General features: G+C 69.5%; 12 protein-coding genes. 3 read left to right on the top strand and 9 right to left on the bottom strand.

What is annotated here, in order from left to right; genetic code table 11:
• Positions 1-30: 30 nt before the first annotated feature.
• The 5 genes from LDO15_RS14775 to LDO15_RS14795 form a co-directional block, all read right to left on the bottom strand.
• Entirely contained in the window at positions 31-1602 is a 1572-nt protein-coding gene (locus LDO15_RS14775; RefSeq protein WP_223979771.1) for a transporter, read from the bottom strand.
• Positions 1584-2468: an ABC transporter ATP-binding protein gene (locus LDO15_RS14780; RefSeq protein WP_223979772.1), complete on the bottom strand. Its 885-nt coding sequence runs from the start codon at positions 2466-2468 to the stop codon at positions 1584-1586. Before LDO15_RS14780 ends, LDO15_RS14775 begins: the two co-directional genes overlap by 19 nt.
• A 99-nt stretch (positions 2469-2567) precedes the next feature.
• Positions 2568-3668: an NADH:flavin oxidoreductase/NADH oxidase gene (locus LDO15_RS14785; protein ID WP_223979773.1), complete on the bottom strand. Its 1101-nt coding sequence runs from the start codon at positions 3666-3668 to the stop codon at positions 2568-2570.
• A complete protein-coding gene (locus tag LDO15_RS14790; RefSeq protein WP_223979775.1) occupies positions 3668-4681 on the bottom strand; it encodes a tetratricopeptide repeat protein in 1014 nt (337 codons plus the stop codon). Before LDO15_RS14790 ends, LDO15_RS14785 begins: the two co-directional genes overlap by 1 nt.
• A gap of 56 nt (positions 4682-4737) precedes the next feature.
• On the bottom strand, positions 4738-6687 hold the full coding sequence (locus tag LDO15_RS14795) for a hypothetical protein (protein WP_223979777.1): 1950 nt from the start codon (positions 6685-6687) through the stop codon (positions 4738-4740).
• 288 nt (positions 6688-6975) lie between these two features.
• Between LDO15_RS14795 and LDO15_RS14800 the strand changes: the two genes are divergently transcribed.
• Positions 6976-8196 carry an AI-2E family transporter gene (locus LDO15_RS14800; protein WP_223987422.1) on the top strand — a complete coding sequence of 407 codons (1221 nt, stop codon included), beginning with the start codon at positions 6976-6978 and terminating at the stop codon, positions 8194-8196.
• Positions 8197-8423: 227 nt separating this feature from the next.
• On the opposite strand, the gene LDO15_RS14805 is transcribed toward LDO15_RS14800, so the two are convergent.
• Both LDO15_RS14805 and LDO15_RS14810 read right to left on the bottom strand, forming a co-directional pair.
• On the bottom strand, positions 8424-9266 hold the full coding sequence (locus LDO15_RS14805) for an alpha/beta hydrolase (protein ID WP_223979779.1): 843 nt from the start codon (positions 9264-9266) through the stop codon (positions 8424-8426).
• A 23-nt stretch (positions 9267-9289) separates the two neighbouring features.
• Positions 9290-9673, bottom strand: coding sequence for an ATP/GTP-binding protein (locus tag LDO15_RS14810; protein WP_223979781.1), 384 nt, complete (start codon positions 9671-9673; stop codon positions 9290-9292).
• 54 nt (positions 9674-9727) lie between these two features.
• On the opposite strand from LDO15_RS14810, the gene nucS reads away from it, so the two are divergent.
• On the top strand, positions 9728-10423 hold the full coding sequence (nucS, locus tag LDO15_RS14815) for an endonuclease NucS (RefSeq protein WP_120954584.1): 696 nt from the start codon (positions 9728-9730) through the stop codon (positions 10421-10423).
• A 285-nt stretch (positions 10424-10708) separates the two neighbouring features.
• Positions 10709-10912 carry a cold-shock protein gene (locus LDO15_RS14820; protein ID WP_050687909.1) on the top strand — a complete coding sequence of 68 codons (204 nt, stop codon included), beginning with the start codon at positions 10709-10711 and terminating at the stop codon, positions 10910-10912.
• Positions 10913-11108: 196 nt separating this feature from the next.
• Here the strand turns inward: LDO15_RS14820 and LDO15_RS14825 are convergent, their stop codons facing one another.
• Both LDO15_RS14825 and LDO15_RS14830 read right to left on the bottom strand, forming a co-directional pair.
• A complete protein-coding gene (locus LDO15_RS14825) occupies positions 11109-13643 on the bottom strand; it encodes a DUF2156 domain-containing protein (protein ID WP_223987425.1) in 2535 nt (844 codons plus the stop codon).
• 80 nt (positions 13644-13723) lie between these two features.
• On the bottom strand, positions 13724-15076 hold the full coding sequence (locus LDO15_RS14830) for an alpha/beta hydrolase-fold protein (RefSeq protein ID WP_223979783.1): 1353 nt from the start codon (positions 15074-15076) through the stop codon (positions 13724-13726).
• Position 15077: the final 1 nt, after the last annotated feature.

The following is a 15077-nucleotide window of genomic DNA, read 5'->3' on the forward strand; positions in this document are numbered from 1 at the left end:
TCGGGATTGCGCACTCCCAGCATGCACCCGTCAGCGGTTGACTGCCAGTTGTGCCAGCAGCTCGGGCGCCCGCCGGTCGAGCCACGCCCCGCCCACACGGACACCGGCGGCGAAGAGCGCGAGGCCCAGCGCGGGGCCAAGGGCCAGGGTGATCCAGCCCGGCACGGGGTTGCCGGTCATGAACTGCGCGGCCACGAGCGCCGCTTCGGGCGCCACGAGGACCATGAGGACGGCCATGCCGCCCAATTGCACGGCGAGGGTCTGGGCCACGTTGCCCGGCGGCTTCTTGAACGGGCTGTCTCCCGGCAGCGGCACGCTCACGGTGTAGCGAGCCGAGATCACCGAGGCCAGGCCCAGGCCGCTGAACAGGACGCCGAGCGAGAGCCCGAGGACCGCGGGCAGCTTGTCCCAGTCCCGCGTGACGAAGAACGGGCCCGTACTGAAGATGAGCACCACGGGCAGCGCGAAGCTCAGGCAGGCCAACGCCCGGCCGAGCCGGTCGTCCGCGCCGCGCACGCCGGTGGCGACGTGCAGGGCGAACGCGGTGCTGTCATAGGAGACGTCGGTGGAGATGGACCAGGCCAGCAGGAAGGCCGTCAGCGGGCCCACAAACTGGAACGGGCCGTAGAACCCGCTCTGGCTGCCCTGGAAAAGGAACAGGACGGGCAGGAGCGGAACCACCACGAGCGCGCCCGTGTAGCGGGGATCGCGCAGCCAGTAGTACAGCGACCTCGCCGCAACAGCCGCGGCCGGCGTCGCGGGGAACACCCCGAACAATCCGGCGCCGCCGGAGCGCCGCTTGGACGTTCCGGCGAAGGGCGGGCTCACCAGGGCCCGCTGCAGCAGCAGCTTCCACGCCAGGGCGAGTCCCGCCAGCGTCGCCGCCGCGATGAGGAATTTCGCGGCCGCGGCCGCGTAGTTGCCGGCGGCGAGCTCCCCGCCGAGCGCGAAGGCCGCACCGGCGGGTGTCCAGGACAGGGCCCGTGCCAGGGCGGCCGGGAAATCGCCCGAACCGGAGATTCCCCGCGCGATGCCCGCCACGATGGGGCCCGTGAGCACCAGCGGGATGAGGAAGGCGACGGCGCTGATGTCCTTGAAGCGCCGGGAGCTCGCCAGGCCCGCCGTTGCCGTGGTCACCACCTTGGACAGCACCACGCAGCTCAGCACACCCAGGACCGCACCCGCGAAGGCGCCGGCCGCGGCGGGCACGCTGCGGGACCAGGTGCCCACCGTGGCGAGCGCCACGAGCGTGGTTGCCAGGCCCGGGATGCCGATCAGGCCGCCGAGCGCCAGCCCGGCCAGCAGCTGCGGCATGGGCACGGCGAAGGTGGTGAAGCGGGCGGGGTCCAGGGTCATGTCCGCGGCGGAGACCGCGACCGGGATGACGGCCCAGCCCAGAAGGGCCGCGGCGCCGCCCAGGACCACCACGGTCTGGGCAAGTTCAATTTCCTGGCCGCGGAGGAAGAACAGTCCGGCCACAAAGATCCCGACGATGCCCAGGGCGTAGAGGGCGCCGATGCCCAGTCCCACCAGCTGCCAGGGGCTGCGCCGGACGCTGTTGCGCAGCAGGGTCAGCTTGAGCCTCAGAAGGTGCGCAACCATTCCAGTCCTTCCGTGTGGCTCCTGCCGCCGACGAGCTGCACGAAGCGGTCCTCGAGGCTTGCCCCGGCACGGACGTCCTCCACTGTGCCGGCGGCCAGGAGCCGGCCGCCGGCGACGACGGCGACGTGGTCACACATGCGCTGCACAAGGTCCATGACGTGGCTTGAGACGATGACGGTTCCGCCCGAGGACACGTAGCGGTCCAGAATGTCGCGGATGTTCGCCGCGGAGATGGGGTCCACGGATTCGAACGGCTCGTCGAGGACCAGGAGCCGCGGCGCGTGGATCAGCGCCGAGGCCAGCGCGATCTTCTTCGTCATGCCGGCGGAGTAGTCCACCACCAGGGTGCCGGCATCGTTGGCCAGGTCCAGGGCCGCGAGCAGCTCCACGACGCGCGAGGCCACGATGTCCCGGTCCATCCCGCGCAGCAGGCCGGCGTACGTGACGAGCTGCTCGCCGCTCAGGCGGTCGAACAGCCGGACGCCGTCGGGCAGGATCCCCATCAGCTTTTTGGCCTCCAGCGGATGCTGCCAGACGTCGACGCCGTGGACCAGGGCGGTCCCAAAATCGGGGCGCAGCAGGCCCGTCGCCATGGACAGCGTGGTGGTTTTGCCGGCGCCGTTAGGGCCCACCACACCGTAAAATGACCCGGCCGGGACGTCCAGGCTGATGCCGTCGACGGCGATTTTGTCACCGAAGCGCTTGGCGAGCCCGAGCAGGGACAGGGCAGGCACCTGCAGGGCAGGCGCCTGCGGCGCGGACGCGCCGTGCGGGGCTGGCGCTCCCGGCTGGGCAGGCTGTCCCTGCTGGGCAAGCTGTTCCTGCTGGGCAAGTTGTTCCTGCTGGGCGGGGGGTTGGAAAGTCATGACGCTAGACTAACCGGCCCCGGCCGCGAAAAGGGTCGTCCGCAAGGGGTAGGTTTGCACCGCACCTGCCCGGCGCGAGGGGTGCCGGAAGGGGGTGTCCTAGAACGAGTGCCGGGGTATGGCGCGCTCGTACTGCGGCGGCCATGCCAGGTCGTGGCCGAGCTCGAAAGCGGCCCGCAGCCACCAGTGCGGATCCCGCAGGGCGGCCCGGGCGATAAACACGCCGTCGGCCTGTCCTGTGGCTACCGCGTGCTCGGCCTGTCCGGCCGACGTCAGGAGCCCCACAGTGCCGGTCTTGACCCCGGTTTCGCGCCGGATCCGGGCAGAGAACCCGGTCTGGTAGCCGGGCCCGATCGGAATCTGTTGGTGGGCAACGGCCCCGCCGCTGGAAACGTCCACCAGGTCCACGCCGTGCTCCGCGGCGGCGCGGGCCATCCGGACCGAGGCCTCGGCGTCGATCCCGCCCGGCGCCCAGTCGGAGGCAGAGATCCGCAGCAGCAGGGGCATGGAGTCGGGGATGACGGCGCGGACGGCGTCCACGACGGCAAGCGTGAGCCTGTTCCGGCCCGCCTCGTCGCCGCCCCAGCGGTCCGTGCGGTCGTTGACGAGCGGGCTCTGGAACTGGTGCAGCAGGTAGCCGTGGGCGCCGTGGAGTTCGATCGTGTCGAACCCCACCCCGACGGCACGCACGGCGGCGGCGGCGAAGTCGGCGATCACGCCGTCGATCTGCGCTTCGGTCATGGCCGACGGCGGCGCGTAGCCGTCGAAGGCGCCCGTGCCGGGGCCCACGGTGTCCCAGCCGCCGTCGGAGGCCGGCACGCTGCCCGACTTGCCCGAGAAGGGCCAGTAGGAGGACGCCTTCCGGCCGGCGTGCGCCAGCTGGGTGCCGATCTTGGTCTCCGCGGTGCCGTGGCGGTGCACGAAGGAGGTGATGCGTTCCCAGGCGGCGGCCTGGTCGTCGTTATAGATGCCGGCATCCCGGGGGCTGATCCTGCCCGCGGCGTTCACGGAGTTGGCCTCGGTGAGGATGAGGGCCGCTCCCCCGGTGGCGAAGGAACCCAGGTGCATGAGGTGCCAGTCGGTAGGCACTCCCTCGCCCGTCCCGGGCTCGCAGCTGTACTGGCACATCGGGGACACCCAGCCGCGGTGCTGCAGCCGCAGGGACCTCAGCTCCAGCGGCGCGAAGAGCGCGGATCCCACTAGAACAGCACCCGGGCCAGGCCCTGCCGGGCCTTGGCGACGCGCTCGTCACCGGTGCCCACGACGTCGAACAGTTCCAGCAGCCGGACCCGCGCGGTCTCCCGTTCCGGGCCGAAGTTCCGGCCGATGAACGCCACGATCCGGCCCAGGGCGTCCTCGATGTGGCCGCCGGCGATGTCCAGGTCCGCGACGCCGAGCTGGGCGTCGAGGTTGTCCGGTTCATCGGCTGCGAGCCGGCGGAGGTCATCAGATTCGGGCCCGGAGAGGGACTGCAGGCGCGCCATGAGTTCCACCTGCGCCAGCCCCGCCTTGGCCTCGGCGTCGCTGGGCATCTCGTTCAGGGCCTGCCGGTAGGCGGCGGCCGCGGCCTCGTAATGCCCGGCCTCGATCGCGTCGAACGCCGCCTGGTGGAGCGGCGGCAGCGGCAGGGCCTCCGGTTCCGCGCTGCCGGGACCGCCGGCACCGATCCGCCCGGTCACGCCGTTGGCGGCCGCAACCTTGAGGAGTTCGTCGAACAGGCTGCGAATCTGCTGTTCTTCCGCCCCGCCCTGGAAGAGCGGAACGGGCTGGCCCTTGACCACCGCAACGGCTGTTGGCACGGCCTGGACCTGGAAGGCCTGGGCCAGCTGCGGGAAGACGTCGATGTCAGCTGCACCGAGCACCAGCTGGCCGTCGTAGCTCTCGACGATGTCTTCGAGGACGTCCACCAGCTGGCCGGAGCCCGGCGAGTAGGAGGCCCACAGGGCGATCACCACGGGCACCTGGGCCGAGAGCTCCACGAGCTCCTGGAAGTTGCCCTCAGTTACGTCCACGCGCAACGGCCGGGCGGAGTGCTCGGCGGCGCCGGCTCCCGGCGCTTCGGGGGCACCCGCGGAGCCTGCCGGGCCCGCGTCGGCGGGGCCGGCCGCGGACGGCGCCGGCCGCTGTTTCAGGGCGGAAAGGTCGACGGCGCCGCGCAGGTTCAGCGGGCTGGCGGCAACTGGCGGGACCGGTCGGGAAGCTGGCGTAGTCATAGCTCCACTCTAGCCATTGAAGACCGGCCCGGCGCCACTTTGGCTGCCGGCGGGGGCTACTTGAAAGCCGCCCCGACCAGGCCCCGGGTGGCGGCCACGAGCTTCATCGGATCTGTGGAACCGGCGGGCGGAACGTAGACAGCCACCGACTCGGCGAAGTTCAGCACCATCCCCGTGCTGGTTTCCTTGCCGCCGGCCAGGGCAGCCGCGTCATCGCCGATCGCGAGCTTGTCGCCCGCGGCCTTCGGCGTGCCGTCGAACGCGAAGTTCAGGCGGCCCAGGACCAGCGCGCCGCCGTCGGCCGTCCGGAACACCACAGTGCTCCCGGGTGACACGTTGTGCGTGAAGGCAAAGGTGCCGTTGACCCCTGACGCGACGACGTCGGCCTGGTAGGCGAGGGTGTCCGCGATGTACGGGGAGGACTGGCCCTCGACCAGCTTGTCCTTGAACGCGGAGTCGGCCGTGGTGAGGCGGTCGCCCAGGCCGGCGAGCGCTTCCTCACCGCTGTACAGCAGTCCGGACTTGTCCGCGGGTGCCAGGGTCTCCGTGCCGTCGCGCCCGATCGCCGGGAACGTGGCCCCCGGCTGGAGCGGCGTGGTGTTGATGAGCTTGTAGTTCTCCCGCGGGGAAGCCTGGCTCAGGGTCAGCAGCTGCGGGACGACGTTGCCGTCGCCCTGCGTCACGGCCATGACCGAGCGCGGCCAGCTGCGCTTGTTGGTGACCACGGTGGTCAGCAGCTTCGTGGAACGGACGGGCATGCGGGCCTCGTAGGAGCCGACCTGCGACCGGATCTTGTAGTTCTGCGTGCGCACCTCGAGCTCGGACTTTGCCACGCGCGGCGCCAGCTTGGCGGCGTCCTTGGCTGCGTCGCCGGCATCGACCACACCGGCGACCTGTTCCAGGACACGGCGGAACTGGGCGTCCAGCAGCACCGGGGCATCGCCCGCCTGGTCTGCGGCGGAATCGCCCGGCGTCGCGTCGCCGGAGGCCGGGGCCGTGGAGCCCGGGGCGCTGGCAGCCGGGGCACTGGCAGCCGGGGCACTGGGGCTCGGCGCGGGCGTCTGGCTGGCCTGGGCGGCCACTGACGTTCCGGTGACGGCGGCGGCCGTCAGCAGGGCAACCACGACGCCGGAGCGGCGGGCCATGCCGCCGGCCCGCTTTGCCTGCCCGGCAGAGGTCGTCGCGGGTGACGTTTTCCCGGGTGCCGTCTTTTCGGGTGCAGTATTTTCCGGAGTTGTCTTTTCGGGAGCAGTCGTTTCCGGTGCGGCCTGCCCGGGCGCGGCGGGCTGCGTCGTGCCGGCCGTTGAATCCTGCGAATCCCGGCTCGTGCGGCGCGCCTCGGCCTTGGCCTGGGCGCGGCGGGCAAACAGGGTGCCGCCGCCGTCTCCGCCGCTGGCGCCCGGGCCCCGGCTGCCGGATTTGGGCTTGAGGACCATCAGCGCCACGCCGGCGATGATCAGCAGGCCGCCGAGCACCATGAACGGAATGGCCCAGGGCGTGGAGGTATCGTTCGGGAAGGTCATCGTGATGGAGCTCGGGGCGGGCTTGGTGCCGTCCGCCGCGAGGAGCAGTGACCAGTCGCCGTCGGCCGGAGCGTTCCAGGAGTAGTTCATTTCACCGCTGGCGTTCTCGGTGGTGACCCACAGATCCGACCCGGCGGGCGACGGCGCGGTGGCTTCGCCGTCGGTGTGCACCAGCTGCAGCGACGTGCCGTCGTCGGAGACGCCGGCAACAGTGTTGTGCGCCGTCTTCGCCACCCAGGCGTCGACGTCGTCCGGCCGGCCGGCGGCCAGCATGAAGCTGCCCTCGCCCTTGACGTTGATCTTCACGGTCCCGGGGTGGAGCGTCCTCAGCTTCTCGTCGAAGACGGTCAGCGGCGCGGCGGTACCGGCAGGAGCCGTGGCCGTGATTGTCTCCGGCGGAGCCCAGAAAGTCTTCTGGCCAATTCCAGCCAGCAGTGTCAGGAGGCCGAGCAGCACCAGGGCGACTGCAGTCTTGAAACGCAAAATACACCTATCATCAGCGGACACTTAGCCTCAATAGTAACCATTTTGTTACCCGCGAGTCAGATCGGGGACCCGATCCGCCCCCGTCTCCGACGTCCCCGCAGGCGCCCCGCCCTTGAGCTGACAAGCCTGCTGATAGTGTTTGCGGTGATCATCACACCAGCGCCGCGGCAGTGGCACCGCAGAGATTTAAGGGCATTCAACGCAGTGACTGAACATACGGATTCATCCTCCGCCGGACCGGAAGAAACCAAGGAATCCGGCCCCCAGGAACGCGGCCCCCAACCAATCCTCTCCAGCCCGCGGCTTGCCGCCGCAGGTGTGCTGCTGTCCGTCGCCCGGCGCCTGCGCCAGCCGCTGCCGGGAGCCCAGCCGCGGCTCCGCTTCGAGATGCCGCCGGAGCATGAGGACGAGGCCGGCGCTGCGGCCGAGGACGGTACCAGCCCCCGCTTCGGCAGTCCCGGTCCCCGGATGTCCGCCCAGCATCCGCTGTACATGGGATTCATGGGTACGGTCGGCGTCGGCGTCGCGCTTCTGGTCTACTGGATCGGTTCCAACACGACTCAACTGCTCCTGTGGATCGTCACGGCGCTCTTCATCACGCTCGGACTGGACCCGGTGGTTCGCTGGCTCGAAGGCAAGAACATCCCCCGGGCCGCCGGCATCCTCATGGCCGTGGCCACCCTGGCCCTGGCGGTCGCCGCCTTCTTCGCCACACTGATCCCCACGATCGTGCAGCAGGTGACGCAGGTCGTGCAGCAGGCCCCGCAATGGGTCCAGGAGTTCATTGACTCGGACTTCTTCCGGACCGTTGACCAGCAGTTCGGCATCAGGGACCGCATCTCCCAGGAACTCGCGAAGTTCGTCAACAATCCGGAGGCCATGGGCGGCATCTTCGGCGGCGTTGTCGGCTTCGGCTCCACCGTGGCAAACGGGCTGTTCGGTGCGCTGATCGTGCTGGTCCTGAGCCTTTACTTCCTCGCTGCCCTTCCCTCTATGAAGAAGTGGGGCTACCGGCTCGCGCCGCGCTCGCGCCGGCACCGGGTTGAAGCGCTGTCCGAGGAGATCACAGGTTCCGTGGGCAACTACGTGATCGGCCAGGCCGCCGTGGCACTGCTGAACGCCACGTTCGCCTTCATCGTGATGTCGATCATCGGAGTGCCGTTCGGCACGCTGCTGGCGTTCGTGGTGGCCCTGCTGGCGTTCATCCCGCTCGTGGGCGGCATGATTGCCGGGTTCCTGGTGACGCTCGTTGCCCTGACCGCCGGCTGGCAGACGGCACTCGTCTTCGCCATCTGCTACTTCGCCTACCTCCAGTTCGAGGCATACTTCATCTCCCCGCGGATCATGCAGAAGGCCGTGGCCGTGCCGGGGGCCGTCGCCGTGATCTCCGTCATCGCCGGCGGCAGCCTGCTCGGCGTGCTGGGAGCCCTGATCGCCATCCCCACGGCCGCGGCGGTCCTGCTGCTGGTCAAGGAGATCTTCATCGCCCGGCAGGACAGCCGCTAGTTCGTCTTGCGCGGCAGATTAGCGCGAATCAGGACAGCCGCACCGTGAAATTTTCCACGGTGCGGCTGTCCTTTTTCGGCGCGGTTTCAGCCGTGCGGCGCGGTTTCAACCGTGCGGCGCGGTTTCAGCCGTGCGGCGCGGTTTCAGCCGTGCGGCGCGGTTTCAGCCGTGCGGCGCGGTTTTAGCCGTGCGGCGCGGTTTCAACTGTGGGGCGCGGTTTTCCCAGCCTAGGCGTGCGCCGTGGCGACCGGTCCGTCCCACTCCTGCGGGAGCGCGGTTCCGGCATGTTCGGTTCTGGCATGTTCGGTTCTGGCATGTTCAGTTCCGGCACGGCCTGGGAGGACCTCGTCCACGATCTCGTTGAGCACGCGCCCGGCGTACTTCTCCCCCACCCACAGGTGCTTGGCGCCATCGACCCCCACCACCAGCGCCTGCGGGACGACGGCGAACCTCGCGGCCGCGGCGGCCGGCTGCAGGTAGTCGTCGTGCTCGGGGACGAGGACCTTCAGCGGCTTGCCCGCCGTGGCCCATTCCTTCAGATGCACGTCCGTGGCCCGGTGCAGCGGGGGTGACAGCAGGACCGCCCCTTCGATCTCCGAGGCGACGGGTTCCGTGGCGCCGTACATGAGGGCAAGCTCAGTGCCGAAGGACCAGCCCACGAGCCACCGGTTCGGCAGGCCCCGGTCCACGGCGAACTGCACAGCAGCCTCGACGTCCAGACGCTCACCGATGCCTTCCTCGAAGGCTCCCCCGCTGGTTCCCCGCGGCGAGGACGTGCCCCGGGTGTTGAAGCGCAGCACGGCGATCCCGGCGAGGGCCGGCAGCCGGTAGGAGGCCTTGCGGTAGACATGCGAGTCCATGAAGCCGCCGTGCGTCGGCAGCGGGTGCAGCGTGATGAGCGTTGCCTTGATCTCGCCGGATTCCGGCAGTGCGAGTTCGCCCACCAGCCGGTGTCCGTCCGAGGTGCGGAGTTCTACGTTCTCGCGGCGGGCCGGAAGGACGGTGGACGCGCGGATGGGTGTTGGCGCAGACGGCTGGGTATAGACGTACGACGCGGGATCAAAAGTCATGCTCTCCAGCTTAGCGAAAGCGGTTAGCGATACCGGTACGTCCGCGTAGTCCAGCAGTTGCTGTGCCAGTGGCGGCGCTCCGCGAGACCCGCGGCGGGACCAAAGAGGTGGTCCTCGGACCAGACCACGAGATGGGCAATCCCCGGCAGCACGGCCGTGGAGCAGCCCGGGCAGATGTACGTCTTCCCGGCGCGGCTCGCCGTGATGGCGCGGACCATCCATTCGCCGTCCGGTGCGCTCTCCCGGCGGGCAAAACCTGAGCGTGCGCGCTCCAGGTCCAGCTCCGGCGCCGGACCGTGCTTGCCGCCGGGCCTGGCCGTCCGCCCGGAACCTGCGGTTCCGGACGCTGCTTTTCCGGACGCTGGTTTTCCGGACGCTGGGCGGCGGGGTCGGTTGGAACGGGGCATGCTTCCATTCTGCCCCAGCCCGGGGAGCGTGCCGCAGACGGTAGAGTGGACCGGGTGCGTTTAGTCATAGCCCGCTGCTCCGTTGATTACGTCGGCCGCCTCAAAGCCCATCTGCCGCTGGCCACCCGTCTGTTGCTGGTCAAGGCCGACGGCTCCGTCCTGGTCCATTCCGACGGCGGATCCTACAAGCCGCTGAACTGGATGAGCCCGCCCGCGTCCCTGCGGGTCTCCACGCCGGATGAGGTCGACGTCGAGGTCGGCGTCATCGAGCAGTGGACGGTCCAGTCCGCCAAGACCGACGACCGGCTCATCATCAACATCCATGAGCAGATTCATGACACCTCCCACGAACTCGGCCAGGACCCCGGCCTGATCAAGGACGGCGTCGAGGCGGACCTCCAGCGCCTGCTGGCCGCCCAGATTGAACTGCTCGGCGCCGGGTTCTCGCTGATCCGCCGCGAGTACTTCACCGCGATCGGTCCCGTGGACATCCTCGCCCGGGACGCCGACGGCGCCACCGTGGCCATTGAACTCAAGCGGCGGGGCGACATCGACGGCGTCGAGCAGCTCACGCGGTATCTCGAACTGCTCAACCGGGATCCGCTACTGGCCCCGGTCCGGGGAATCTTCGCAGCCCAGCAGATCAAACCGCAGGCCAAGGTGCTCGCCAAGGATCGCGGAATCGATTGTGTGACCCTGGACTACGACGCCATGCGCGGCGTTGACGACAGCGAATCCCGGCTCTTCTGAGCCCACTCCGCGGCCGCCTTCCGGGGGCGAATGCCGTTCCGCCATTCTTTGCACAAAATTTATGCAAATCTCCCGTGAGCCCGTTGACCTGACGCACGTGTCATGAAATTCTTATACGAGTCTTTGTGTAGGTGTTTTTCATGCTCGCAAGACATGTTGCGAGCGTGAAGCTCCTGCCGCCACGGTCCGTGACCCGGATCCGAAGCCACGGTTCTTCTCGCAGAGTGACCAAGTGCGGTGTGAAGTGCACCGGACTTATTCAAGATCCACAATGAGGAGAAACAAATGGCACAGGGAACTGTCAAGTGGTTCAACGCTGAAAAGGGCTTCGGCTTCATCACCCCGGATGACGCTGACGGCGATGTCTTCGTTCACTACTCCGAGATCCAGACCGGCGGTTTCAAGACCCTCGACGAGAACCAGCGCGTTCAGTTCGAGATCGGTCAGGGCGCCAAGGGCCCCCAGGCTACCGGCGTGACGCTGGTCTAGTCTCCCGCAGGGAACTGCCCCAGGCATTCCTGCACTAAATGATCCCCGGCAATTGTGCCGGGGATCATTTTTTTGGGCCCGGCGGTTCCGGCCCGCATTCGGGGCACGCTTCTTGCGTTATAGGACCCCGTTTCTTTCGTCACGGGACATTGTCAACCGAATTGCGGGCGCCGCAATTACCGGCCGGACCCTGCTGCTAACGCACCAAGGTACGCAGCAGGCGGGCGCTCTGCCGGACGGACAGCCCGGGAAGGTAGGCCCGGCTCAGGGCGCGGCCCATGGCAGGCAATTGCAGCGGATCCTGGTAGTACAGGTAAAGCGTGCGGTATTCCGGCTTGAAGCGCGACTTGAAGGTTGCCAGCGAACGGAAGCCATAGACGGGTTCCAGGGCCCGGCCCACGACGTCGAGGATTCCGGCCAGCCCCTCCGGCCCCGCGCCGCGCACTTCGTCCCCGCGCTGATCGTTGCCGCGCAACACGTCCCCGGGCTGATCGTTGCCGGCGCGGTCCTTCGCCAGCGGCGAGCCGGAAAGCGAGATGACCTCGACGGTGTTTTTGAGTTCCTGCACGGCCGAGGCGATGAGGAACTCCATGACGCCCGGAAAGGCGTCGCCACGCCGCCGCATGAAGTCCAGGGTCCAGCTCACCAGCCGGCCGTCCTCGTAGACCGGCAGCCAGCTCGTGACGCCCTGGACCCGTCCGGCGGCGTCCACCGCCAGACAGCAGAGCACTTCGTCGTCGTCGAGCTCGTCGATGCTGCCGAGCGTGAAGCCCATTTCCGGGACGTGCTTTTGGGCCGCCCACTCCTCGGAGACCTCGCTGAGCTGGGCCCGCAGCGGGGCCGGGAACTGGCTGTAGCGCCCCCAGACGGCACGGACACCGGTCTTTGCCGCACGGTTCAGCGCGGTGCGCACGTTTTGCCATTCCTTGCCCTTGAACTCCAGTTCGCGCACCGCGAGCCTGGTTTCCTGGGCTACCGCCACCCGGCGGAAACCGCGGGCCCGCAGCATCGGCCAGAGTTCGGCAGTGCAGGAGTAGAAGCACGGGATCAGCGCGTGTTCGGCGCAGTAGCGCATGAAGCCCGCCGCGGTCTCCTCATGGCCGGCGGCGGGTCCGAACGGGCCCGCCAGGGTGAGGGCCACGTTGCCGTGCTGCTGATAGGCCACCCCGCCGCGCGCGCCGGGCGTGAACCAGTATTTGTTCGGTTCCCAGAGCGCCATCCAGGACAGGGAGTCGCCGCCCTGGCGGATGAGCTCACGGGCCGTGTCCCGCTCCCCCACGCCGGCGTCGGTACTGTTCAGCCCGGTACCGTGCAGCCGCCGCCGCAGGACCAGCCACACCGCAGCCAGGGCGACACCCCAGAAGATGATGCCGGCATAGGCAAACAGAAACGCCTCCACGGCATTGCGGTTCTGGAAGAGCCGGCTGTAGGCGCCCGGGATGGGCAGCGGCAGGTACTGCCGGGCCAGTTCAGCCGCGAGGCCCAGCGGTCCGCCGTCGCGGTCCATCCCGCCGGCCGTCAGCCACGCCACCGTGTAGGCCCCGGCGAGCCCCAGCCACGTGCCGCCCACCACCAGGCCCAGGATCCCCCGGGCCCGCGGAGTCGTCTCTACCCGGAACTGCCGCCGGTTCAGCCACAGCAGCACCACCAGCAGCAGCGGAACGGCCACGAGCGGCAGGACGTGGACGAAACCCGAACCCATCACGGCCGTGTGCGGCCGGTTGGGATAGTGCGGAATCCGGGCGAACAGGGCAAGGTAGACGGCGGCCAGGGCCGTCACCCCCAGCTGGACGATGATGGCGATTCGCAGGGCCAGGCGGCGGCCGTGCCGCATGCCGTCCGCGCAGATCAACAGCAGGACCACCGGCACCACTGCCAGAGCGAGGCTCAGCGGACCGGCGAGCCCGGCCCGGCCCGCCTCCAGGCAGCTGACGTCAACGGTGCCGCCGCAGTTTTCCTCCAGCTGGCTCAGCGTGGGCAGCGGATTGAGCACGACGTCGCGCAGCAGGGCCAGGGGCCCGGTGGGGGTGCTGACAACGGCAGTGAGGATCGGCCCCACCGCGAAGATGGCCACCGTGAGGGCCAGCAGGTTGCGCGTTTCCCGTCCCGTGGAACGGTGGCGGTGCAGGGTCCCCCGGTCGCCCTGGATCCACCAGCCGGCTGCCAGGCCGGCCAGGGCGCCGGCGAGCCCGACCACCGTCTCAGCGTGCCCCACGTAGAGCACCAGCAGCAGGGACGCCGAGACGATGGCGGTCCGCAGGCGCCGCTGCCACAGCGTCGGCAGCAGCCCGCTGGCGGCCAAGGCCACGGCGAGGACAGCCGCGTAGGGGCCGATCAGCCGGGCATTGACCATCAGGCCGAGCCAGCCGTCGCCCACGTATCGGGCCACCTGGGTGATGAGCAGGAACAGCGTTACGGCCGCGAACTGGCCCGCGAAGAAGAACACGGCCGTCCGCAGCGTGCCCAGGTGCCGTTCGGCGAGGCCCAGGAGCAGCAGGATCATGAGCGAGGCCGCCAGGTAGGCGAGCAGGTTGGTGGCGAAGAACAGGGAGGTGAACAGCGACCACCAGTGCCCTGCCCTCAGCGCCGGAGCGGTGACAGAGGCGATGGGCAGCAGGGCGTTCGGCGGTCCGGAGAGGAAGCTGCCTGTCACTGCCCCGGCGATCAGGAAGACTGCCAGGACCGCCAGCGTGAAAGGTACGGCACGGAAGTGTGCCAGCATCTGCCGCATGCCGTGCTTCCAGACGCCCAGCCAGGACGGGCCCTCCGGCAGCGGCCGGGCGGTCCGCGTGCGGCTGGTGGTGTCCTGGCTCATCCCGGGATCCCCCAGCGCCGGGCCAGGAAGTCCAGGCCGCCGGGCAGCCCGCTGGCCGCGGTGTCCCACGAGTGCCCCGCGTTGGCGATCCGGCGGGTCTCGACCATAAACCCCGCATGCCGTGCCGCATCGGAGAGGACGTCCATGTAACCGGTGAATTCCGGGTCGTGGTCCCCGGCGGCGAAATACACTCCGTGGCCGTCGAAGCGGGTCTCCGCCATCAGGTGCAGCGGAGTGAGCCGGTGGAAGGCCGCGGTGTCGCCGCCGAAGGAGGCTTGGATGGTCTTCTCGCGCTCCTTCGCCAGGGCCGGTTCCGCTTCGCTGGAGAACGCCAGCGCCGAGCTGTAGACATCGGGGTGCCTGGTCACCATTTGCATGGCGCACGTGCCGCCGAAGGAGAAGCCGCCCGCGGCCCACTGACGCGGATCCGGGTCGACGTCGAGCGTGCGGTTGATCCAGTCCGGCACGTCCCGGGCAAGGAAGGTGTCCGCCCGGGCAATCCTGCTGTCCATGCACAGCGTGTTGCCCGACGCCGAGCCGTTGGGATCGACGACGACCGCCACGGGTGCCACGCCGGCGTGCTCTGCGGCGAACCGGTCCAGCCGGCTCCGGAGCGCGCCGCCGACCAGCCAGTCGGCGGGGCCGCCAGGCTGGCCGGAAAACAGCACGAGCACCGGCAGCGCGGGCCGGGGGGAGCTGAAGTAGGCCGGCGGAAGGTAGACGTAGGCTTCGCGGCTCTGGAAGCCGGAGACCGTGCCGGGGATGACAGTCCTGCGGATGACGCCGTCGGGAAGCTCTGCGGGCGCGTCCCACTCGGCGAGCCCGGTGGCGGGCGGGCCGCCGGCCGCCCGCGTGAGGCCGGCCTCGAGCGGCTGTATCCGGGCCACGGCTGTTCCGGTGAGGTCGGCGACAGTATGGTTCAGGCCGAAGTAGATGTTGATCTGGACGGCGGAAAGCACCAGGACGGCCAGAAAGGCGGCCGTGGCCATAACAGTGGCAGCGGCGGCGGACCGCCACGGCGTGGTCCGGCTCCGCCCGCGGCCCCAGAGGCCGACCAAGCACAGGAGCCACAACAGCAGGGCGCCGACGGCAGAAACGGACCACGCGAGGGTCTCGCCGGGAAGCTCGTCCGGGAAGACTGAAATGCCGTAGATCAGGAGCCAGTGGACGGCAGCGACGAGCGCCACGGCGAGCAGGGACACCGCAACGACGACGACGGCGGCTGGACCGGGCCGACGCCGCCGGAACGCTGCGCGCCAGAGGAGGTAGGCCATGCCTGCCGCAGCGGCGGCCCATGCCACCCACACCGCCGGGCCGTCGACCAGGCGGAGGTCTTCGATGAAGTCCACC

It is taken from the genome of Arthrobacter sp. NicSoilB8, assembly GCF_019977355.1.
GTDB lineage: Bacteria > Actinomycetota > Actinomycetes > Actinomycetales > Micrococcaceae > Arthrobacter.